Origin of the sequence: Gluconobacter sphaericus NBRC 12467 (assembly GCF_006539125.1) — a bacterium.
In the GTDB taxonomy this organism is placed as follows: domain Bacteria; phylum Pseudomonadota; class Alphaproteobacteria; order Acetobacterales; family Acetobacteraceae; genus Gluconobacter; species Gluconobacter sphaericus.
This window is the reverse complement of record NZ_BJMK01000007.1, coordinates 99,969-123,035: the sequence shown is the minus strand read 5'-3', so window position 1 is coordinate 123,035 and position 23,067 is coordinate 99,969. Positions and strand designations below refer to the sequence as shown.

The following is a 23,067-nucleotide window of genomic DNA, read 5'->3' as shown; positions in this document are numbered from 1 at the left end:
GGCAGAACCCCCGGCTTTTCTATACTTCTCTAAAACGGATATTTTATTTCGCAGGACGCGACAGCAGCAGCGACCAAAGTTCAGCAACGTCCTTGGCCGGGCCATTGCCCTGCACGGAAGCAAAAGTCTTGATGGCTTCAGCCTTCTGGCCACCGTCCATCTGCGCCATGCCGTATTCGACCTGAGCCAGATCCGGATAACGCGGGTTCTTGCCCAATCCTGTCTTCATCAGAGCCAGACCGGCATCGACCTGTCCGTTCAGCACCTGATTGTAACCAGCGGTCAGAGCCGGGCCTGCGTTCGACGCAGAAGCAGCCTGGGTGACGGCAGTAACCAGCTGGCTCCGGTTCGTTGAAGCCTGCTGAGCCACAAAAGCATGGAACTTCGCGTCTGCCGCTGCGGTCGGCCCATTGCCGAGCGAATGATTGGCATAACCCTGGTTCAGCAGGTTGAGTGCCAACTGGGGTAGGCCCATCTGGACCGCGCGCTCACCCATATCCTGATAATCGGACGGATCCTTGAGCACACCGGTCGCCAGACGTAGACGCTCGACATAGAAAACAAGCGGCGGCGAAAGATTCGGGTTGGCCACCAAATCGTGGATCAACATCGACCAGTAGTCAGGCTTGGAATAATATTTCGCCAGCAGGACATAAGCATGCGTTTTAGCATCCGCGTCCTTCAGGTTCGTATAGGCTGTAGCCAGCATCTGGAGCTGGTTCTCAGGCGGAATCTTGCCAGCCTTAATTGTGGCGTCCACCTGTTCCTGAGCTGCCTTGGCAGTGCCTTTCCAGTCCTGCTGTAGGTAGTAGCACTGAATCAGCATCGTCTGCATGCGCGGATCAACGCCGTATTCCTTAAGATAACGCTCGGTCGCAGGAATAGCGCGGGCGTACTGCTTGGCGCTGTAAGCCATCGTAGCCTGCGCCATCAGCATCTGACCCTTGGCGGTCTTCGGCGTACGGGAGCTATTGATTAGGACATCATAGGCCCTAATGGCAGCATCCGTGTTGCCGGACTGTGCGGCGATAGCCGCACGCATCTGGGCCGTGGTGTAGGCTTCGTAATCAGTCTTGCCCTTGACCGCATCTGCGGCGTCGACGGCTTCCATCGCCTTGGCGTAGTTCTTGGATGCCAGGGCACTCTGGGCCTGCTGAAGGTCCTTGCCCACGGCTTGGCCGAGGACATCGTCAGCATGAGCAGAGCCAGCAAGAGCGGCGATACCGAAAACACCGGCCAGCAGGAGATTACGGGCGCTCAGACGGCGGCAAAGGGACAAAAACACGAATTACTGTCCTTCCATGAACTGATCCAGACCGACAATCCCCAGCTTGGTCATGCCGAGACGCTGTGCATCTGCCATAACATGGGCCACCGTCTTATAGTCGGCAAGACGATCGGGATGGATATGCATTTCAGGCTGATCCGGCATTGCTGCGGCAGCTTCGAAATGGGCTTGAAGAGCGGCCTCGGACGTGATCGGCTCGTTATTCCAAGAAATGCTATTATCGTAGCCGATGCTGACGGTCACAAGCTTGGGTTGTTCGGTCGATGGAGGAGGATTGCCCTGAGGCAGATCGATCGCCACCGAGTGTGTCTGAAGTGGGATGGTGATGATCAGCATGATCAGCAGCACCAGCATCACGTCGATCAACGGCGTGGTGTTGATATCGACAATGCCTTCGTCTTCGTGCGTGCTGTCAGATCCGACGCTCATGCCCATGACGGCGGTTCTCCAAAAGGGTGACGTGAAAGCAGGAACGGGCCGTTTTATTCAAAACGACCCGACACGACCTCAGTTCGAGTGAGGCTGCTCGGTAATGAAGTCCACGTGGGCAATCCCTGCTTCCTGGCAGGTTGCAACCACCTGGCCGACTGCCAGATACTTGGCAGCTTGGTCACCGCGGATCTGGATCTGCGGCTGCGGCTTTTTCTTTGCCGCCTCGACGAGACGGTTCAGAAGTTCGGTATGGTTCGGAACGAGTGTTGTGTCCCAGAACACCTGACCGTTCGCATTCACGGCCAGAACAACGTTGCCCGGCTTGGTCTGTGTCGGTTGATTAGCATCAACCGGCAGCTTGACCTTCACCGTATGCGTGGCGACGGGGATGGTGATCAGAAAGATGATCAACAGCACCAGCATGACGTCGACGAGGGGAGTGGTGTTGATTGCCGACACCACCTCGTCGTCACCGCCGCCTCCTCCGACGTTCATTCCCATAGGATCAGATCCGCTCGCTGGTGGTGATGGTGGTCGGAACAGACATGCTGCCCTGCTCCGGGCTGACGCCATGACGGAAGCCACCGATCAGGACGGACTGGATGTCGGCAGCGAAGTTGCGGACGCGATCCATGGCACCCTTGTTGCGGCGGACGAGCAGGTTGTAACCCAGCACGGCCGGAACAGCGGTCGCAAGACCGATAGCCGTCATAATGAGGGACTCACCAACCGGACCGGCAACCTTATCAATGGATGCCTGGCCGGAGATGCCGATAGCCGTCAGGGCGTGATAGATACCCCAGACCGTACCGAACAGACCGACGAACGGAGACGTGGAACCCACCGTACCAAGGAAAGCGAGGCCGCCCTGCATACGAGTGTTAATGGTATCGACCGAGCGCGAAATGGACATTTCAGTCCAGGACGGCAGATCAATCGAGTCACGCATGGAACCTTCGTGGTGCTCGGCGGCAACGATGCCCGTCTCTGCGATGTAGCGGAACGGGGAAGACGCCTTCAGGGATGCAGCACCCTGCTGAACGGACGGCTTAGTCCAGAACTCGCGGGCAGCTTCCTTGGATGCCGCGAACATACGGCCCTGTTCCAGGAACTTCATGACCATGATGATCCAGGTACCAGCGGACATGATCACCATGATGATCAGGACGCCACGGGCAATCGCATCACCATTGGCCCACAGAGCGCCGAGGCCGTACGGGTTGCCCTGCGGAGCGGGAGCTTCCGGCGTTGCTGTTGCGCTCTCGCCCGGCGTTGCGGCCGCGGCAGGAGATTCATCGGCAGGAGTCGTCGCAGGAGCGCTCTGGTCGGCCGGAGCGCCAGCATCGTTAGGAGCGGCTGCAGCCGGAGCGCCAGCCGGATCGGCAGACGTCGTCGGGGCAGCCGGGTTGGAAGAAGGATCCACCGGAGCCGCTGCGGGAGCACTCTGGTCGGCCGGAGCCGGCTGGGCGAAAGCGACGGCCGGTGCAACGGCACCGGAAGCCAGGGCCAGCGTCAGAGCCAGTGCGCTGGCACGGACGGCACGCGCCTTCGTCGGAACGGCAAGGGCAGGAAGGCGGAACAGTCTGGTCATGAACTCCATATCCTCGTTAGAGATGCCCGTTTTCTGAGCTTTCTGGGTTGTCGGCCATATGGAGACCGGCCCTTTTCTGAGCCCTGCCAAGTTTGGAGAACCTGACAGAGCAATTCTGTTTGACGGCAATCGAAAGATCAGTCGTCGCCCATCGTAAAGTCGATGTGCAGCACGTGATGATGCTCTGTTACCGGAGCGCCGTTCACGACGGCGGGCTGATAACGGGCCCGACGAAGGAAGTCGAGCGCACTTTCCACGAACTCGTGGCCACCGCTTGAGCTCACAATGGTACAATTCGCCGTCTTGCCTGTCGGAAGAATGTCACACGACGCGGTCACATGACCTTCGCGATTTTCTTCCATAGCTTCGTCCGGATAGACTGCCTGTGCGCCGTTGATCGGTCGTGCACCAGCCGAGTGATCTGGAACTGCTTCAGCTGGCGGTCCTTGCGGCGGAGCCGGAACAGGCTCTGGCGATGGAGTCGGGCTGGGCGGCACCGGATGCGGCGGCTTGGCGTGGGTCACACGCTGGATCGCCTTGGGCGGCGGCGGCACGGAGATCTTCGGCGGCGGAATATACGGCGGAGGCGGCTGCTCCATCTGCGGCGGCGGCGGTGGTGGCGGTGGCGGTGGTGGCTTGGGCTGTTCCTTGATGACTTCCGTCTTGATAGGCGGCTTTTCCTGGACCAGCTTGCTCACGGCACCGCTCATGAGCGCATAGATCACGGCGCCCATAGCCAGCACGGCCACGACGATCGCGACAATGTAGTCTGTCGGCTTGCGCTGCTGTGCGGCGTAGCTCTTCATGTCGAAACCTTCTTACCCCTCACTGACACCGGCGTTGATCCACATCTGCCGGGTGCGGTGCCCCCGATTTCTGTGTTTCCCTCGGGTTCCCTCACCGCAGACCCATAATATGCGTCACATGCTTTGAGAACATACCCGATATGCTGATTGGGCAGTCTAACCCCCCCGCTGTCAAGCGGGTTATTGCCTTTATCGAAACGTTTTTTTCATAATGACGACATATTCTTCGGTTTTGATTATCGCCTCATGATCAAAAATATCGCAGAGAATCAGCTTGACGCAATTTCTCTCTGCCTATTGTGACAGATTTCATAAAAAACAGGGTACCAGAACGACTTTATCCGTTCTGGTACCCTGCAGGATCCTGATTGCAATCCCTCTTTCTGCCCTACTGGGCCGAGGCACTAGCTTCGGATCGGGTCGCTCCCACACTCTGGGCCAGAGAAGCCGACATAAAGTCGTCCAAGGCACCATCGAGCACCGCGCCCGGATTCCCCTTCTCCACCCCCGTCCTCAGATCCTTGACCAGCTGATAAGGCGCCAGGACGTAGGAGCGGATCTGGTGCCCCCAGCCAATGTCCGTCTTTGAGGCCTCCGTCTGGGCAGCAGCGGCTTCGCGCTTCTGCAACTCCGCTTCGTACATCCGAGCCCGCAGCATTTCCATTGCCTTGGCCCGGTTACGATGCTGCGAACGGTCGGTCTGACAGGCCACCACGATCCCGGTCGGAATATGGGTAATGCGGATAGCCGAATCCGTTTTGTTGACGTGCTGTCCACCCGCACCCGACGCCCGGAACGTATCAACGCGCAGATCCGAATCGTTGATGTCGATCTCGATCGAATCGTCGACGACCGGATAGACCCAGACAGACGCGAACGACGTCTGGCGACGGGCTGCCGCATCGAAGGGCGAGATCCGAACCAGACGGTGTACGCCCGCCTCGGTCTTAAGCCAGCCATAGGCATTAGGACCGCTCACCTGGATGGTAGCAGATTTAATGCCGGCCTGTTCGCCTTCGCTACCTTCAATGAAGGTGACCTTATAGCCATGCTGCTCGGCCCAACGCGTGTACATGCGTAGGAGCATCTCGGCCCAATCTTGGGCTTCCGTACCACCGGCGCCCGCATTCACCTCGACGTAACAGTCATTACTGTCCGCTTCACCCGAGAGCAGGCTTTCGATTTCTCGCTTGCGAACATCTTCAGCAATGGCGCGCAGAGTCTGCACGGCGTCCTGGACGAGACTTTCGTCCCCTTCTATTTCCGCCAATTCGACTAGTTCGAGCGTGCCTTCAACCTCGGATTCGATCCGCTGCACTCCTTCAATCTGGTTCGCAAGCGTTGTCCGCTCGCGCATCAGCTTCTGAGCAGCATCCGCATCATTCCACAGGTCAGGATCTTCAACGCGGTGATTTAGTTCCGCGAGGCGTGTTGTTGCGACATCCCAGTCAAAGATGCCTCCTCAGCAGTGCCACCGACTGCTTGATCTGCTCTGAAAGGGCCTCGGTTTCGGCCGACATAATGTCCTCCACTGAAAGGGCGGCCTGTCACCGCCCCATTCGGTCTGTTCTGGTGCGTCTTAGTATAGGCCACCCACGCCAATGTCACCATCAGACGGAGCAGGTTTCTGGGGCTGCCCCGGAGCTACGGCCGTACTGCTTCCAGAGCCAGTTCCGGTCATTCCCCCGCCATGGCCGGGCGTCTGGGCCATATCGCTTTCGGAATCCGAAATTACACTATCCACGCCCGTATCGGCGGCGGTCAGGGCTTCCGTACCTGCGCCGAAACCATGTAGTTCGACGGAAGCGCCCGGAACCTGATCGGTCTTGAAGCCATCCACCGCGGAGATGCGTCCCGTATCGTAGCTGGCCAGCGTGATGCCGTCAGGCACCCGGAAATCCAGCTTCGGACGATTGGCCAGGGCAACCTTCATGATCCGGTTCCAGATCGGCCCGGCCACGCGGCCACCATCGGAATTGCGACCTAACGTCTGGGGCGTGTCAAAACCGACCCAGACAACCGTGACGATATCAGGCGAGAAGCCGGCAAACCAGGCGTCATGGAAATCCTGACTAGTGCCTGTTTTGCCTGCGATAGGGCGATCAATGCCCACACCTGCCATGCGACCAGTCCCGCGGGCGATCACGTCCTGCATCATCTTCACGATCTGAAAGGTACTCTGTTCGCTGGCTAGAATCGGCCGCACATCCGTCAGAGCCGGAACAGGCACACTACCCGGCAGGGGAACCGCCGATGTTACGGAAGGAGTTGGAGGAGCTGTCGCAGGGGCGGGAGGCGTCGTGCCATCCGTGGAAGCCGGCTGTTCGGCAGGGGGAGCCTGCATGGCAGTACCCAGCTTCAGGCCACCCGCCTGCCACAAAACAGTTCCGGCACGATCCTGGATGTCGTCCACGAGGGTCGGTGTAACGATATGGCCGCCATTAGCGATAGTGGCGTAAGCCGCAGCCTCACGCATGACGGTCGTCTCGACGGCGCCGAGCGCCGCAGGCAACACATGCGGCATCTGTGCCACCAGCCCGGCCCGGATAGCCGTATCGGCGACGGCCTTCATGCCGAGATGAGCGGCCACCCGGATCGTGACCAGATTGCGGCTTTCACGCAACGCGTCATGCAATGTCGTGGGGCCCCAGTTATCATGCTCGTAGTTCTGGGGGTGCCAGTCACCATAAGAAATAGGCGAATCATCGAAGCGCTCAGAGGGGGAAATCCCCTTTTCCATGGCAGCCAGATAAACGAAAGGCTTGAAAGACGATCCCGGCTGACGCAGTGCCTGCGTTACACGGTTGAACTGGCTCTCATGGAACGACCAGCCGCCAACCATCGCCAGAACGCGGCCCGTATGGACGTCCAACGTGACAGCAGCGCCTTCAACCTGCGGGATCTGGCGCAGGGCTGCGAAGCCGCCTTCCTGCGGCTCGATCATGATGACATCACCACCCCGCAGCGGATGCATTCGGCGCGCCCAGGCAATATCCGTCTCAAGAAGTACGCCTTTGCGGGCCAAGCCTTCCTCGATCCAGCCCACATGTGTGCCACCCGGAAGCACAACCGCCAGACGCCACTCCCGCAACATACCACCGGGAGGAGTAACGTGATCGAGCGCGCTTTCCCAACCATCATCCTGAATGTCCGGTAGGTTGCGCAGAGAGCCCCGCCAACCGCTATGAACGCGGTCGTAATTCATCAGCCCTTCACGCAAAAGGTGCGTCTCGGTAACCTGAAGACCCTGGTCGAGACTGGTATGAACTTCCAGGCCGCCCTGAGCCGCCCGATCCTGTCCGTACTGGGCGATAAGCTGACGACGGACTTCCTCACCAAACCATTCAGAATCCGGCAAAGGCCCGAAGCGCTGCTTCTGCTGCGGAACCAGCGGCTCCTGCTTTTCCTGGTCAGCCTGTTGGCGTGTCAGCACACCGGCCTCAACCATCAGGTCCAGCACAAGGTTACGGCGCGCCATCGCAGCCTGCGGGTGCAGGAACGGATTGTAGTTCGTCGGCGACTTAGGAAGAGCAGCCAGAGAAGCAGCCTCGGCATCATCCAGTTGGTCAAGCGGCTTGTTGAAATAGCTCTGGGCGGCGGCGGCGACACCATAAGCGCCGTTCCCCAGATAGATGCCGTTCAGGTAAATCTCGAGAATCTTGTCCTTGGACAGCACCTGCTCCATTTTCATGGCAAGCAGGGCTTCCTTGATCTTGCGATCGAGGCTCACGACGTTGCTGTTGAGCAGCATGACCTTCGCCACCTGCTGAGTGATGGTCGAAGCACCCAGCGGACGGCGGCCATGACGCGCAAAAATGTCCGTCAGGCCCGCACGGCCGATCGCCATGAAATCCACGCCGCCATGCGTATAGAAATTATGGTCTTCGGTCGCGATGAAGGCATTCTTCACGCGCTCAGGAATAGCGTTGATCGGCACAAAAATCCGGCGCTCATTGGCCAGTTCCGCCATCAGACGGTCATCGGAAGCATAAATACGACTGACGGTCGGCGGCTGGTAGGCGCGCAGACTATCCACGCTGGGCAGATCCGCCACCAGCTTGGCATAGGTCGTCCAGCCCAGAACCCCTGCTCCGGCGATCCCCACCAGCCCTACACCGGCAATTATCGCCAAGGACTGCCGATAGCGGCGGAAACGTGGAGGACGGGGCGGCATAGCGCCAGGACCCTGTGGATTGCCAGAGCCTTGGGGATTATGGGAGCGGAAGGAACGTCGCGTCATGGCTTCTGCATAGCATTGTTCCGTATCCGCCGTCGCCCCCGTCTAAAAGGGTCATTTCGTGACAAAGATGCAGGTCTGGGACAAGCGGTATTTCCGCGTTACCTCAGCCCAGAAGCCGCCCAACCATCCGCGCAGTGTAGTCCACGACCGGCACGATCCGCCCATAGTTCAGACGGGTCGGGCCGATCACGCCAATGGCGCCTACAATCTTCTGGGCTTCGTTGCGGGCAGGCGCCACGATCATGGACACGCCCGACATCCCGAACATGCCGCTTTCACGCCCGATATAGATCCGCACCCCTTCGGACGCATCCGCCAGTTGCAGAAGCTGGAGCATAGTCTCCTGCGTCTCAAGATGGTCGAACAGCATCCGAATACTGGTCAGGCGTTCGATCTCAGTGATATCGGCCAGCAGTTTCCCCTGTCCTTTCACAAACAGCGTACCTCCATCAGCATCCCACGTAGCCAGTCCGCTTTCGATGACGCTGGCAGTCAGCGCTCCCAGTTCGTGACGGCTAGCATCCATCTCCGTCCGGACCCGTTCGCGAAGATTGCCGAGCGTCAGATCACCGAGACAGGAATTGAGGTAGTTCCCAGCCTCGACCAGCGCCGCGGGCGGAACACCAGGCGGCGTCTCGATGATACGGTTCTCCACCTGCCCGTCCGAACCAACCAGAATCACCAGAGCACGTCCCGGCCCGAGGGCCACGAACTCGATATGCTTGAGCGTGGCATCCGATTTCGGAGCGAGCACCAGTCCAGCTGCAGAAGATAGGCCCGACAACAGGGACGACGCTTCGGAAAGAATATCCTGATAGGAGCGGCCATGAATATCAAGGCGGCTATCGATGCTCGCTCGGTCTTCTTCCGTCAAAGAACTGAACTGAAGCAGGCCATCCACGAACAGGCGAACGCCTTTTTCGGTCGGCAATCGCCCGGCCGAGACATGTGGGCTGAACAGCAATCCGGCGCGGGCCAGTTCCGCCATGACATTGCGGATGGTGGCCGGAGACAGGCTAGGCTGCAGGCGCTGGGCCAGAGTTTGGCTGCCGATAGGTTCGCCGGTTTCAACATATTCCTCAACGATTTCTCGCAAGATCGCGGCTTCCCGATCTCCCAGTCCGTGGGACATCGGGATGGAGGGACGGAACAGGGAAGACTGGGGTCGCATCATGGTAAAACCAACTGTCGGGGCTGGATGCCTTCACGTCAAACGCGGTAGAGGCGGGACATATTCGACCACAGGATCTTTTTACATGACAGACACCGCAGGCAAACGTCCTTCAGGACGTGCGCCGGACGAAAGCCGCATTATTTCCATCGAGACGGGTTTTGCCCGCCATGCCGAAGGTTCGGCCCTCATCCGCGTTGGCGGAACCGAAGTCCTGTGCACGGCCACGATCGAAGACCGCGTACCGTCCTTCCTGCGCAACAAAGGACAGGGCTGGATCACGGCGGAATACGGGATGCTCCCGCGCGCCACGCACAACCGGGGGCAGCGCGAGGCGGCCAAAGGCAAGCAGTCCGGCCGAACGCAGGAAATCCAACGTCTGATCGCACGTTCGCTGCGGGCCTGTATGGATCTGAAGAAAATCGGCGAACGGACCATCACGCTCGACTGCGACGTACTGAATGCGGACGGCGGCACGCGCTGCGCATCCATCACAGGCGCTTGGGTGGCACTCTCTCTGGCGCTAAAAAAAGCCAAACGGTCGCAGGCCCTGACGGCACAGGTCGCGGCTGTTTCCTGCGGGCTAACGAAGACCGGAGCCGTGCTGGATCTGGATTACATCGAGGACAGCAGCGCACAGGCAGATACGAATTTCGTCCTGACAGCAGATGGTGGCATCATCGAAATTCAGGGAACGGCAGAGGACAAACCGTTTCAGGAAAGCGAATTCTTCGAACTTCTGCGGCTGGCGAAGCTCGGCACGGCCCGACTGTTCGAATCGCAGAATAAAGCGCTGGAGACTGCATGATGCGTACACTTACCCGCGGCTCGAAGATTGTTCTCGCCAGCCATAATGCCGGCAAGCTCCGCGAGTTCTCCACCCTGCTAGCCAAGAGCGGAATCACCGTACTCTCGGCCGCAGAGCTGGATCTGCCCGAGCCGGAAGAAACGGAAGAGACCTTCACCGGCAATGCCGCTATCAAGGCTCTGGCTGCCGCCCGGGCTTCCGGACTGCCCGCGCTGGCCGATGATTCCGGGTTCTGCGTTTCAGCGTTGGATAACCGACCGGGTGTCTATTCCGCCCGCTGGGGCGGCCCCACGAAAGACATGCAGGTTGCGATGGAGCGCGTGCATCGAGAGATGGGCGATAATCCGGATCACCGGGCATTCTTCGTCGCCGCCCTATGCCTGGCCTGGCCGAATGGCGAGACCCGGACCGTACAAGGCGAATGTCACGGCACCGTCGTCTGGCCCCCGAGAGGCGAACATGGACACGGTTACGACCCGATGTTCGTGCCCGAAGGTGAAAGCCGGACTTTCGCGGAAATGACTGAAACCGAAAAAAACGCCGTGAGCCATCGCGGGCGGGCTCTGACAGCGTTTCTGGACACTTGCCTGGATCTTTCCGCATGAGAAAGGCGAGGAACGCTTTTCCTGTCTTGTTGTTCAGTCCCGTATTTTAATAGTGTAGTATTTTCACGAGAGTGAAAGGAAGCCTTATGGGACAGCTGCGTTATGGAAGCGCAACGACGATATAACGCAGGCGTCAAACGGTTGAGGATTAGAAGACAGACCCTAGGCTCAGGCCCCATTGATATGAGTAATTGGAGGAATCCAAGCTCTGTAAGGGAGACTGAAGATGAACGGCCCCTTATGGATGACGGATGGTCTGTCTTCCGAAAAGGCAGAGCCTCAGACGATTATGATTGATGCGACGTATCTCAAGGCGCACCGCACAGCTTCAATCCTGCGGTCAAAAAGGGGATCCACGCTGCCTGACCAGTCGCGCCAAAGACGGCGTGAACACTAAACTGCATGCGGTCACCGATCAGAACGGACGATCGCTAAGCTTCTTCATGATAACAAGACAGGTCAGTAATGGCACCGAAGCCTCAGCTCTTCTGAACAGCCCTTCCATGGCACAGTGGCTACTGGCGGACCGGGGCTATGATGCGAACTGGTGCCGGGATGTTCTGGAGGCATAAGGAAGTAGGCCCTGCATTCCGGGAAGAAGATCCCACACAAAACCAGTCAAATACAACAGGTGGGAGTACAAACGCCGCAACCGCATTGAAATCATGTTTGGCAGCCTCAAGGACTGGCGGCGTATTGCAACATGCTATGACAGATACCCGACCGCGTTCTCCTCCGCCATCGGCCTCGCTGCAATCGTCATCTTCTGCCTATGTGGCCTGAGCCTAATATCTTTCAATTCCGCAAAAACAGACGCCAAAAAAAAGCATAATACCAGCTTCTGAACTCCTCCCCTAATCTTCCTCCAAGAGGTACTGACAGCAACCCTTACTTTCCTTTTTTCGACTGTTTGTTTCCGAATATGATTTATGCAATGTTGTGATCCGCCATTCACAAAGAAAGTGCGCGGGAACCAATGCTAAAAATTCTGGTCAGCCACGATTTGAAAGTTTTTCATGTGGAAGGAGAGCGCATCGTTCAGCGCGATCTTTCAAACATTACACGTCCTGAAGATGTCCTTTGTTTTTACAACAAAAACGGCCTCCAAGGATTCTGCACGCTGGGAGATTCAGATCGCTGGTTGGATCTTGCGACACTGACCATCACGCGTGCCGTCCCCACTGTTGCGATAACTTCAGAGTATCATGGCAATGGGCATTACAGCTTTCAGTACGATGGCAAATTTGGCCGGGCTAACCATCTTGGCGGTCTTGATTTCATTGCTGAGCACCGCAACCTCTGGGAAACATTCAAGCTTCTCGATATCGAAACCTTCCATGCCGCTAAGCGAGTTGCCAGCTACCGCTGGATTTTGGGAGGCAGCGACACCGTCGTAAAGCTGAATCTCCGAGAATCGAATTTCGACCAGGTCACTTTCGGAGAAAAGAAGCTTCCAATGGAAGCATTCTTCAACAGCGCCGCAACCACGAAACACCTGCCCCGATTCATATTTTTCGACGACTGGAAAGTTCATGAAGCGTTTCTGCTCAATCCCGCCGTCGTCCTCGTCGTTTTCGGGCATGGAGTGGCTCTGCAACAGTATTGTGAATGTATTCGCAGCATTGGATCGCTGGCAAAATACGACGGCACGATACTGATCGTCAGCAACATTGAAGCAGACCATCTGAAAGGTCTGGCCCCTGAGGCCCTTCGCGGCCAGATCCAGGTCATTCCGATGCAGGGCTCAGACCAACTCGACTATGTCGGTGCCCGCCTGACGATCTTCAACACGTCATTACTCGATGAATACCAGCCCATCCTGTATTCGGATGTTGATATCGTTTTTGACCGCCCGATTGAGCCCTTCCTTCTCGAAGCTATAAAAGCTAGGCGCTGCAGCGCACAGATCGAGCCTTTTCATCAGATCGCTACATCGGAACACACAGGATCCACCCTCGTACAGGCCGATCCGTTCATATGCGAAGGACTGCATGGTTTCAACGGCGGCCTTCTCCTGGTACCGAACATGGCAGATCATGCCCGCTACATCAGAGCCGCCTATCAGACACTGGTCCGCTACACATCGCAGCATGGCCGCAAATCCATTCCGTTCTATGACCAGAGCGTGCTAAACTACACACTGTACAAACTCGACGACTTCGATGGCGAGCCCGTCAGTGCACACACGCAAGTCGGTGGTTACGACCATCCTACAGACCCTGCCTATCCCCGTGGCTTCATCCACTTCTGGAATACTGCAGAGAAACATCTGGCTATGCGAGCTTACATCGACGAAGCTGAGAAACTTAGCCAAGCATAAGAAAAAAATGGGCTTCCGCGAAAAATTCCTGAAGCCCGTTTTTTCCGAACTCAATTATTGTTTTAACATTACGTTTTAATTCTGAAGCATTTTTATATTTATTAAGATTTTTTATTAGTTTTCATTAACCTCATTTTCCATGTTACCTTACGCGCGCCTGAAACAAAAAAAGGGAACGTCATGGGGAATGTGACAGCACTGTTTACGGATGCATTTATATTTGTCCTTATTCCGTGGGGACTGTGGCAGCTGCTCAGACGCTCCATTCCAATTGCCATCCTGCCCATTCTTATCGGCATTTTTCTGGCTGTCCTGCATTTTCCCGCGTCAAAAGTCGGTATCCCCTCGCTTTACGGCGACTATATCGGCTGGCTGGCCGTTCTGGTTCTGGCGTTCACCGCCGGACTGGAAATGTGGCAGAACCCCACCCATGCTCCCGAAACCGCAAACCTCCCCTCCCCGACACTCGGGCGCCTGCTGGGCGGAGCACTCGTGGCACTGGGAATCCCGTTCGTCATTGGAAGCATTCTGGTCAAATTTTTCTTTCTACCATTGCATGGCTGGCAGCCCCCCCACGGAAATGGCTGGATCGGCGCCATGGCGATCGGCCTTTGCATTTCCGTGAGTGCGCTACCGGTCCTGATCGGGATTGTACGCGAACTGGAGCCTGTCTACCGCCCCGTCGGGCAGCTTGCCCTGAAGCTTGCAGTTGTAGACGATGCAGCTCTTTGGATCGGACTGGCCATTCTGCAGTTCGCAGCGCGCGGCCCTGCTGCCCTGCATGGCTGGACCGGCTTCGAGGGGCTGGCCGTCCTGCTTCTCGTCGGCATGGCACTACTAAGCAGCTGGGCCACGCGAAACCTTAAGAACCCACCGATCTGGATCATCTGGGCCGCGGTTCCAGCCTATCTCGCCGCAGGCTCCTGGGCGAGCCATGAGCTAGGACTGCACGAGCTGATCGGCGCCTATTTCGCGGGTGCGCTCATGCCGCCGCGCTGGGTGCGTCACCTGCCAGTCGAGACCGTTGGGACGTTCTCACTGATCTGGCTGGCTCCGATGTTCTTTGGCCATAGCGGACTGCGGATCGACGGTGATGCACTGACCTGGCCGTCCGTTCTGGCATCCCTGCTACTGGTCGTGATTGCCATCGTCACGAAGATCCTGGCCGTCTGGGTCTTCCCGCCTGCACCGGGCCTCACGCACAGTCAGGCACTAGGAATCGGCTCTCTGTTGCAATGCAAGGGGCTCATGGAAATCGTGGCGGCAACCATCCTGCATGCCCATGGCATGATTTCGGAGTTCGCTTTTGCATCGCTAATGGTGCTGGCCGTGATTTCCACCACCCTGACGGGACCGATGTTCCGACTGGTTTCAGTGCGTTTGCGCACCCAGACTACCGGATAACCGTTCTTCAATTCTTTGAGCGCACGGGGCCGTGGCTGACAAGGACGCCCCGCTGCCAGACCTGATCGATCTGGTCCACGGCACCAATACTTTCATCAGCATTGCCGTTCACAACCAGCAGATCGGCCCGGCGGCCCGGCGCGATCACACCGCGATCAGCCAAGTGCAACAGGGCTGCAGCATTGCCCGTCGCCAGACTGATGGCTTGCACGGGCGACAGTCCCGCCTGCACCGTCAGGTAGAGCTCACGATGCTCAGCAAAGCCGGGAATACGCGTCGGAGCAGCCCCGGAATCCGTACCAAAACCAACTTTCACGCCCGCACGATACAGAACGGCAAGGTTCTTCTGATTGATAGACAGCGCATAATGTGAGGCCTTGGTCAGCGGTTTGGCCATCGTCTCCGAGCGCCATTTCGGGTCCGTGAATTGACGACGCAAAGCCGGATCGATACCCGCCAGCACAAACGGGTTGGAAAGTAACTCAGGCTGTTCGGCATAAAGATAGTTCGCCTCATCCAGATCCAGCGTCGCGATATACCACGTCCCCTGACGAAGCATCGCGGCGATCAGATCATGATCGACAGGTTGGTCCCGCACGCCATGAGCAAGGATGTCCGCCTTCGAAGCAACAATGGCCTTGGCGACGGCAAGATCATGAATATGGACCGCAACCCGCGTGCCATGCTGATGCGCTTCGTCAATGACCACCTGATAGATGGCCGGGGACAACATTGGATAGGTCTTGCCGTCGGGCACGTCATTACGGAAATCGTCCACCCACAACTTCACAAAATCCGTATGCTCCGCGATCATCTGATCCACGTCCTTGCGGGCCTCTTCCGGCGTGGTAGGCCGGAAAACCTGATCGGGACCAACACCCTTGACCATGGCTGCTGGAGGGGCGCCCTCAGGCGCACCAATACCTTGGTCCACGCCATACAAATCCGCACCCGAATTACGGCCATCATGCTGCTCCTGCCTCAACGTATCGAAAAGCGGAGAGCGGTTCAGGCCTAGCGCCGTGACCGTCAGAACACCGTAATCGGAATACTGCTTCAGGGCCGCAAGAATATTGGATCGGGTGTAGTTGTCCCGACTGCCCCCCGTGCCCTTCACAAGCCCGACATGGACGTGATTGCTGATGAGAGCGGGCATAAGCGTCTTGCCCGTCAGATCCACATGTCGCACCTCGGCCGGTGCAGGAATACCGACGGAGATGATGGTACCATTATCGATAACCACCGTCGTATCCGGCTGCGCCAGAGCACCCGTTCCATCGATCAGACGCGCATGCTCAAACGCTACCGGCTCGGCCATCGCGCTCCCTGCACTCAGAGCGGAAGGTGTTGCGAGCAGCAGGGCGGCGAAAACGGAACGGATGGTCATGGGCGGTCTCCTGTGTGGCTCCCGTCGGGCATGCATCGTCCGGCCGGTAAAACCCACTACAAAAAAAACGCTGCCGGACATGAAAGGATGCAAAAACCCCTTCCCTTTCCGCTCCCGTATCAGGCTTCCAGAGATTGAAGCTCGAACAGGCGACGGTAGATCCCGCCTTCTCGCTCGATCAGCGCGGCATGAGTCCCGTCTTCCTTCAGTTCACCCTGACTGAAGACCAGAATACGGTCCAGTTCCATGACCGTGGAGAGACGATGCGCCACGACGATGACCGTCCGGTTCTGCATGAGGCGGCGCATGGCGTCCTGCACGAGGGATTCGGACTCTGAATCGAGGCTGGACGTCGCTTCATCAAAGATCAGGATCGGCGCGTCAGCCAAAAAGGCCCGGGCGATGGCGACACGCTGGCGCTCGCCTCCCGAGAGCTTCACGCCACGCTCTCCGACCATGGTTTCGTAACCTTCAGGCAGACGCTCGATGAACGGCGCGGCATTTGCAAACCGGGCGGCCTCCTCGATTTCTGCACGACTGGCGTCCGGGCGCGCATAAGCAATGTTTTCTGCTAGCGTCCGGTGAAACAGGATCGGCTCCTGCGGGACGATAGCAATGTGCGAACGCAGGGAATCCTGCGTGACATGCGCAATATCCTGCCCATCTACCACGATCCGCCCGCCATTCACGTCATAAAGACGCTGAAGCAGCTTAGTCAGCGTCGTCTTGCCCGATCCGCTCGGTCCGACAAGCGCCACACGGGAGCCCGGCACGATATCAATGCTCAGATCATGATAAAGCGGCTTGGCCTGTCCGGGATATTGGAAGTCCACATGCTCGAACCGGATGGCACCGTGCGAGAAATGGGCCTTCTGCGCATCGGGAGCGTCCTGAATGGCGGGATCGCGGCGGAAAATTGCCACCAACTCTTCCATTTCGTTGACCGAACGCTGCACCTGACTGACCTGCTGTCCCAAATCGCGCAGATAGCCCTGCACGAGAAACATCATCGTCAACACATAGGCCACGTCACCCGGGCCCGCCTTGCCGTCCCACCACAGCAAGACAGCCAGTCCGATCAGTAGCATCCGCATGGCAAGCGACGCCAGAGCCTGAAGATTGGCGCTGTTTGTCCCGCGGATCCAGGTTTTCAGAGTGCGCTGACGCCAGCCATGGATAATGCTGTCGAGCCGCGCATCCTCACGGTCTTCCGCACCGAACGCCTTGACGACCGGGTTGCAGGTCACGGCATCAGCCATCGCTGCACCCATTTTCGTGTCCCATTCATTGGAAGCACGGGCGGTGGGCGCGACGTAACGCAGGGTCAGGATGATGGAAAGCCAGGCGAACAGCACGACCGAGACGGCCAGTACCGAACCCATGAGCGGCGAGCGGAACATGAGAACGGCCGTCGTTCCGCCCAGAACCAGCACTTCGGGCGCGATCAGAAGCAGCAGCGTATCGTCCAGCGTATCAATCGCCCAGATGCCACGCGTCAGCTTGCGGACGGTGGAGCCGGCAAAGTTGTTAGAATGCCAGTCCGTCGAAAAGCGCTGCACCCGATCGAAAGCCTGATTGGCAATATGGTGCATGATGGCGAGCGTAAGGTGCGAAATCCCGATAAAGGACGAACGCCGCCCGAAGAGCCCGACCAGCCCAAGGACAATCAGCCCCGTAACCATCAGGACCGCATCGTCCCGCAGATGCAGCAGTTCGGCAGTCTGCTGCACGGCGGAGCCTGCGGCATGGCGGGAAATATCATCCACCAGACGCCCTGCGAGAATGGGCGTGCAGACATCGGCCAGCGTGGCCAGGCCAACGCCGCCAAGGGTTTTCGACAGCAGCAGGGGATGGTGACACCAGCGACTTGAAACGAAGGAGAGGACTTCCGTGAAGGACACGTCCTGTTTGCGGCCTTCCTTCTGCTGGCGGGTCATGAGGGGGGTAGTATCGGACACAAAAGGCTCCGCCGTCTGTCTGCCTGCGCTGTGATGCAGGGCAGGCCACGGTGTGATGGCATGGAATTTTTAGAACTTTGCCGTATCTTGCTGTCTGTCCGGACCGGACGCAACAGCCTGCAAGACATCCCGGTGGAGCCCCCGTCATGACCGATGCCCCCGCAACCGCAAGCCGGGCCATGAGCAAGGCTGCCGCGAAAGCCTTCATCACCGCACTGGCCGAAGCCAACCCCAACGCGGAGAGCGAACTGGTATTCTGCAATCCGTTCGAACTTCTGGTGAGCGTCGTGCTTTCAGCCCAGGCCACGGACAAATCCGTCAACAAGGCAACGAAAGGCCTGTTCGAGGAAGCGCCTGACCCCGCATCAATGACCGCCCTCGGGGAAGAAGGCATTGCTCGCCATATCCGCACCATCGGACTATGGCGGGCAAAGGCGCATAACGTGGCGCTGTTATGCGAACAGTTGTTGGCACGGCACGGAGGACAGGTCCCGTCCGACCGGGCTTCGCTCGAAGCGCTGGCCGGTGTGGGTCGCAAGACGGCAAATGTCGTGATGAATGTCGCGTTCGGGGCGGATACGATGGCAGTCGATACGCATATCTTCCGCATCGGCAACCGGACTGGCCTGGCGCCGGGCAAAACCGTGCGCCAGGTCGAGGATGGTCTGGTCGCGCGGATCCCGAAAGACATGCTGCGTCCGGCACATCACTGGCTGATCCTGCATGGGCGCTATGTCTGCAAGGCACGTACACCGGAATGCTGGCGCTGCCCGGCAACGAAATGGTGCCTCTATCCGGACAAACGGATGCAGGCTCCGCCAACACGAAAAGTCGCTGCCACCTAAAGGATCTGGGCCGCTGTCCGGCGAGAGGCCTGATAGGACACGGAATAGACCACGACCGTATTGACCACGCGCATATGGGTCGTGACCGAAAAGCCATTGGCATTCCAGGTGATGTTTTCAGTCAGGGGGGTTCGGATATCGAATAGCGGCAGGCCGTATTTCTGACGGACCGCGCGCCCCCATTCATCGGCACAGATCCGAACATCGCCGGAATCCGTATCCGTCAGGGCATGCACCTCAACCGAAGCCAGACGGCCACCGAGAAAATTCACATCCACATTCGAAAGGCAGGAGCCTATCGAAGGCCCCTGCATCACATAGCGCGCGAAACCCGCACGCGGCACCGGCGTGGGCAGCGCCGTCATTTCCGGATGGCTGAACTTTGCTTCCGCAACGCTCATGCCCAGACTCAGCCCGTCCCAGATCACGGCGGGAGCAGCCTGTGCCGGAACGGCAGCCGTCAGTGCATATGCGAGCAGAACGCCCGTTGCGGGTTTGCAAGCCACGATAGCGGACCTCCTTGTCAGGCGATCCTACAGGGCGATTACTTTCCAAAAGGTTGAAAGATACTCATTCAGACTGGGCCAGAGGCAGGTTAGGCATGCCATGCCAGCCCACGGGCGGAACCCAGAGCCGGTTTCCACGCCAGCTCCGGTCCGACACGACTGTAAGACCCCGCTCTGTAAACACGCTGTAGGCCCCATCCCGCCAAACCGAAAACCGATCAATGGACGATACGCCCGGGCAACCTTTCCGCACGGGCGAAACGCTAATGAACAGGCTCACGCCCCCGCACTGCTCCGCAGTCGGCAGCGTATTGCCATCCGACGCATCACGTACACGCAGCAGAACAGTCTGCGCACCGAGAGGCATTCGACACAGGCCGGCCAGACAGTCTGACGGCAGGGGCGCCATGGGAAGAGCAAGCGCCTGCTGCCAGTCTTCCAATGTACGGCGTTGCAAGCTGGAATGAGGCCCGATCAGAAGGACACCCTGGCGACGCACGCCCATCAACCCCGCATCTGGAGAAATAAAAATATCCGGCTTCGGCGCAAGCCAGATCGAGACCACCCCGACCATGATGGGCAGCAATCCTACAAGACATATCCTACCTTTCCACAAACATAGGAAACACAGCCCAAGCATCACCAGAAGCAGGCCCCAGCCTGGCATTGCGGGTACGGACTGATGCGCCATCGGAAACGCCGCCACACGCTCCGCCAATGTCTGCACCACGCGGATTCCCACTCCCATGAACTTCAGGAACGGTGCTTCGGCATGGAGCGGCATGGCCACGAGCGCCAGAAGACCGACCGGCATGATCCAGACCGCCGCCAGCGGCACGGCCACGAGATTCGCCAACACGAACCAGGGCTGAAACGCGCCGAAATGCGCCATACTAACTGGCAGTGTCGCCAGTCCGGCCAGAAGACTCGTCAGAACAAGCGCGGCACAATGGGACGCGACAACGCGATACCACTCTCCCTCACCCCGCAAACGCATAAGCGGCTCACGCAAGACACCATAGCCAGCGATCAGCCCCATCACGGCGGAAAAGGACATCTGAAACGACACATCGACGACAGAAACCGGGGAAACCAACAGAATCAGAAGCGCCACAATGGACAGCGACCGCATAGACAGAACACGCCGTCCGGTCACGATGGCCAGTGTTACGATACTGGCCATGCCCAGCGCCCGCAGGCTGGGAAGATGCGCTCCTGTCAACATCACATAACCCGCTCCGGCCAACAGTCCGGCAACAGCGGCAATCTGCCGGCATGGCCAGCGCAAGGCAACATATTCAATAGTGGCCAGTCCATGGCGCAGCGTCACGATGACGACCGCCATCACGAGCCCCAAATGCAGCCCGGCCACGGCAATAAGATGCGCCAAACCCGAAGCGGAAAACGTCTCGCGCGTATGCTGGTCGATGCTCCCGGCCTCTCCTGCAAGAAGCGTGGCGGCAATGGCGGCAGTCTGGTCGGACAGCGCAGCATGGGCACGCAGAGCCACAGCCTCGCGCAGGGCCTCAAGCCACGATTGGCGGGCGTGTGCGCCTAAAAAATTGGCGGGCCCGAGCGCATAACCACTTCCAGCCACCCCCGAGAACCAGGCTTCCCGCTGAAGATCCCGTCCGCCGGGCCAAGAAGGCGGCGGCGGTGCGCGCAGCATGGTGCGGAGGCGGATCGTGCTTCCGGGTTCAAGAAGCACGTCGTCATCATCGCGCAGACGGATATGCAGCGTCCGGCGTAACGGTGCCATCCCGGCATCGACAGGCGTCTCGAACACGGCATCCGCCAAAGTCACGCGATGGCCGTCATCCTCGTCGTCATTACGAGGTGGCAGGATTTCCAGCGACTGGACGCGCCCGGTAAGAACGGTAGCATGGCTAGGCAGAGCTGGCATGGGCGGCTGCATCCGGGCCTGAAACGCCAGGTCACCAAAGCCGATCGCCGCAGAGAGCAATGCGAATCCCAACAGACGCGGAAACAGCCGCTGCCAGCCCCACCAGAAACAGGCGCCCCCCATCAGGATCGGCAGAACCGTAACGAACACACCACACAACACGGAAGGCTCGAACGGCAGAACCAGATAAAGCAGAGCGCCGAGCCCTACCGCGACCGGAAGCCAGGAGATCATCTGCCGCCCCTGATCCAAAAAGGACCGAATGATGGCAGGCGGCAGAATCAGTGCAGGGTCAGGAGACTCCACACAGACCAGAAGTTCGTCTGGATCAAGGTCCGGAACGGAAAGGGGCACTGTCTTCACGGACAGGACCGTAACGGATTTTTCCGCAGGACGCGCCTCCTCTCTCGAGGCCGACGCTTCCCGAACAGACTTCCCCTACTGCGGCAGGTGAAGTGCCTGCTTCAGACCAGCGACATCCTGTTCCAACTCAAAACCTGTGCTGCCTGGCTGGAACAGTTTTGCGGTCGCAAGATTCCCAGTCACGACAGGCTCGAATCCGGCTGCCCTCACCAACGTCTCTACCTGTGACACCGCCCCCGCATCATCCCCCGCAACCGGCACAGCCAGCAAAGGGAGAGCACGATGCGCTTCAGAACGAAGCGTAGTCATGTCAATTGAGTTGAACGCCCGGACCACATGCGCGGAAGGAAAATAACGCTGTGTCGTCACCCCCGCCCCGTCCTTCTGCGCGGTCTCCGCAATAGGCCCATCCCTCCACGGATAAGGGTTGGATGGATCAAGCACTACCTTGTCCAACAACGTCCGACTCAGTTGCGGGCCAAGCTGCGGGATAGCCCGATAGGGCACAGCCAGAACTACTATGTCTCCATAAGCCGCCGCCTGAGCCGGAGTTCCCGCTGTTGCGAGCGGGCCCAGCGAGGTGGCCAGCGATTGCGCCTCACCCAGGGAGCGGGCTGCGACCATGACGTGGTAACCCGCGTGGACCCAGAATTCAGCCAGCGTTGTGCCGACATGTCCGGTGCCGATGATGCCGATCCGCGTCTGCTGCATGTGGGGAACCCACCGCGCCGGCATTACTGACGGTGGCCAGACCGGCGAGTGCTGCGAGGAAAGGGCGTCGTCTGAGAGGAAAGGCCATCATGAAGGGTGCCACTCCCGCGCGAGAACACCTGCTGCGCCCTGAACCGGATCGGTTTTCGGGAATGGTAGACCGTGAATACGGGCACTCTGCTCCGCCGTAGGCGCAGCGCGGAGGATGTCGAAAGACTGGTTGGGTGGATAAGCGCCGATGACGGCGAACTCCGTGTCCGATCCGAGATTGCAATGCCCCGTTCCGGCCGGAAGCACGGCGATGTCGCCACCGCGTACCTCGACCGTCCGGGCGTTCGGGCCGCCAAGCATCAGGCGTGCGGAACCATTGGAAAAGCCCAGAACTTCATGACCAAGGCTGTGATAGTGATGAAACGGATAAACACCGTTTCGCCACTGCGGCGGCCAGTCGTTCCGGCTGAACAGGTCTTCATACACCGCCTCGCGATCCGGCCCGGCTTCAAGCGCATTGCGATAGACGATGACGGGCAGATCCGGATTATTCGGAACCCAGTCATTGGCGCGCAGCTTAAAGACATCCACACGAGAGGTCGTGGCGCTGGCGTGATGGATCTTCCCCTCTCCGAAGGTCAGACCCAGCCCTGCCAGCAGGGCATTGAAATCTCGTCTGTTCATTGGAAAGGCACCACCCGGACTATTGAATCCCACAATAGGCCGCTTCGGGAGGCG

At 58.8% G+C, this 23,067-nt stretch carries 19 protein-coding genes and 1 pseudogene; 6 read left to right on the top strand and 14 right to left on the bottom strand.

Annotated elements, in window-relative coordinates; genetic code table 11:
- Positions 1-43: 43 nt before the first annotated feature.
- The 8 genes from GSP01_RS07100 to hrcA form a co-directional block, all read right to left on the bottom strand.
- Positions 44-1,285, bottom strand: coding sequence for a tetratricopeptide repeat protein (locus tag GSP01_RS07100; RefSeq protein ID WP_141352134.1), 1,242 nt, complete (start codon positions 1,283-1,285; stop codon positions 44-46).
- A gap of 3 nt (positions 1,286-1,288) precedes the next feature.
- Positions 1,289-1,723, bottom strand: coding sequence for an ExbD/TolR family protein (locus GSP01_RS07095; RefSeq protein WP_011252842.1), 435 nt, complete (start codon positions 1,721-1,723; stop codon positions 1,289-1,291).
- 72 nt (positions 1,724-1,795) lie between these two features.
- The gene (locus GSP01_RS07090; RefSeq protein WP_011252841.1) at positions 1,796-2,221 is read right to left on the bottom strand and encodes an ExbD/TolR family protein; all 426 of its coding nucleotides are present in this window, start codon (positions 2,219-2,221) and stop codon (positions 1,796-1,798) included.
- A gap of 4 nt (positions 2,222-2,225) precedes the next feature.
- Positions 2,226-3,311, bottom strand: a complete 1,086-nt coding sequence (locus GSP01_RS07085) for a MotA/TolQ/ExbB proton channel family protein (protein ID WP_141352132.1) — start codon at positions 3,309-3,311, stop codon at positions 2,226-2,228.
- A gap of 137 nt (positions 3,312-3,448) precedes the next feature.
- Positions 3,449-4,117, bottom strand: coding sequence for an energy transducer TonB (locus tag GSP01_RS07080; RefSeq protein WP_141352130.1), 669 nt, complete (start codon positions 4,115-4,117; stop codon positions 3,449-3,451).
- A 388-nt stretch (positions 4,118-4,505) separates the two neighbouring features.
- Positions 4,506-5,637 (bottom strand): peptide chain release factor 2 gene (gene prfB / locus GSP01_RS07075; RefSeq protein WP_141352128.1). Its coding sequence is split into 2 segments (ribosomal slippage): positions 4,506-5,567 and positions 5,569-5,637, totalling 1,131 coding nucleotides; the frame shifts between segments, so codons are not numbered across the junction.
- 59 nt (positions 5,638-5,696) lie between these two features.
- Positions 5,697-8,357: a penicillin-binding protein 1A gene (locus GSP01_RS07070; protein ID WP_141352126.1), complete on the bottom strand. Its 2,661-nt coding sequence runs from the start codon at positions 8,355-8,357 to the stop codon at positions 5,697-5,699.
- A 103-nt stretch (positions 8,358-8,460) separates the two neighbouring features.
- On the bottom strand, positions 8,461-9,531 hold the full coding sequence (hrcA, locus tag GSP01_RS07065; RefSeq protein WP_141352125.1) for a heat-inducible transcriptional repressor HrcA: 1,071 nt from the start codon (positions 9,529-9,531) through the stop codon (positions 8,461-8,463).
- A gap of 82 nt (positions 9,532-9,613) precedes the next feature.
- On the opposite strand from hrcA, the gene rph reads away from it, so the two are divergent.
- From rph to GSP01_RS07040, 5 genes and pseudogenes are all read left to right on the top strand, one after another.
- A complete protein-coding gene (rph, locus tag GSP01_RS07060; RefSeq protein ID WP_141352123.1) occupies positions 9,614-10,336 on the top strand; it encodes a ribonuclease PH in 723 nt (240 codons plus the stop codon).
- Positions 10,336-10,941 (top strand): RdgB/HAM1 family non-canonical purine NTP pyrophosphatase, encoded by a 606-nt coding sequence (gene rdgB, locus GSP01_RS07055; protein ID WP_141352195.1) that lies wholly within the window; start codon positions 10,336-10,338, stop codon positions 10,939-10,941. Before rph ends, rdgB begins: the two co-directional genes overlap by 1 nt.
- A 250-nt stretch (positions 10,942-11,191) precedes the next feature.
- A pseudogene (locus GSP01_RS15130) lies at positions 11,192-11,714 on the top strand (IS5 family transposase); the annotation flags it as partial.
- A 203-nt stretch (positions 11,715-11,917) separates the two neighbouring features.
- Positions 11,918-13,261, top strand: coding sequence for a glycosyltransferase family protein (locus tag GSP01_RS07045; RefSeq protein WP_141352121.1), 1,344 nt, complete (start codon positions 11,918-11,920; stop codon positions 13,259-13,261).
- A 180-nt stretch (positions 13,262-13,441) separates the two neighbouring features.
- The gene (locus GSP01_RS07040; protein ID WP_141352119.1) at positions 13,442-14,665 is read left to right on the top strand and encodes a cation:proton antiporter; all 1,224 of its coding nucleotides are present in this window, start codon (positions 13,442-13,444) and stop codon (positions 14,663-14,665) included.
- A gap of 7 nt (positions 14,666-14,672) precedes the next feature.
- On the opposite strand, the gene GSP01_RS07035 is transcribed toward GSP01_RS07040, so the two are convergent.
- Positions 14,673-16,052 (bottom strand): amidohydrolase family protein, encoded by a 1,380-nt coding sequence (locus tag GSP01_RS07035; protein ID WP_141352117.1) that lies wholly within the window; start codon positions 16,050-16,052, stop codon positions 14,673-14,675.
- 119 nt (positions 16,053-16,171) lie between these two features.
- Positions 16,172-17,989 carry an ABC transporter ATP-binding protein gene (locus GSP01_RS07030; protein WP_228123876.1) on the bottom strand — a complete coding sequence of 606 codons (1,818 nt, stop codon included), beginning with the start codon at positions 17,987-17,989 and terminating at the stop codon, positions 16,172-16,174.
- A gap of 167 nt (positions 17,990-18,156) precedes the next feature.
- On the opposite strand from GSP01_RS07030, the gene nth reads away from it, so the two are divergent.
- Positions 18,157-18,855: an endonuclease III gene (gene nth, locus GSP01_RS07025; RefSeq protein WP_174787561.1), complete on the top strand. Its 699-nt coding sequence runs from the start codon at positions 18,157-18,159 to the stop codon at positions 18,853-18,855.
- Here the strand turns inward: nth and GSP01_RS07020 are convergent.
- The 4 genes from GSP01_RS07020 to GSP01_RS07005 all read right to left on the bottom strand — a co-directional run bounded on the left by GSP01_RS07020 (position 18,852) and on the right by GSP01_RS07005 (position 23,013).
- The gene (locus GSP01_RS07020) at positions 18,852-19,361 is read right to left on the bottom strand and encodes a hypothetical protein (protein WP_141352113.1); all 510 of its coding nucleotides are present in this window, start codon (positions 19,359-19,361) and stop codon (positions 18,852-18,854) included. The genes nth and GSP01_RS07020 overlap by 4 nt on opposite strands.
- A 64-nt stretch (positions 19,362-19,425) precedes the next feature.
- On the bottom strand, positions 19,426-21,627 hold the full coding sequence (locus GSP01_RS07015) for a ComEC/Rec2 family competence protein (RefSeq protein WP_255320881.1): 2,202 nt from the start codon (positions 21,625-21,627) through the stop codon (positions 19,426-19,428).
- 75 nt (positions 21,628-21,702) lie between these two features.
- Positions 21,703-22,338 carry an NADPH-dependent F420 reductase gene (locus GSP01_RS07010; RefSeq protein ID WP_228123864.1) on the bottom strand — a complete coding sequence of 212 codons (636 nt, stop codon included), beginning with the start codon at positions 22,336-22,338 and terminating at the stop codon, positions 21,703-21,705.
- A gap of 87 nt (positions 22,339-22,425) precedes the next feature.
- Positions 22,426-23,013 carry a cupin gene (locus GSP01_RS07005; protein WP_141352187.1) on the bottom strand — a complete coding sequence of 196 codons (588 nt, stop codon included), beginning with the start codon at positions 23,011-23,013 and terminating at the stop codon, positions 22,426-22,428.
- Positions 23,014-23,067: the final 54 nt, after the last annotated feature.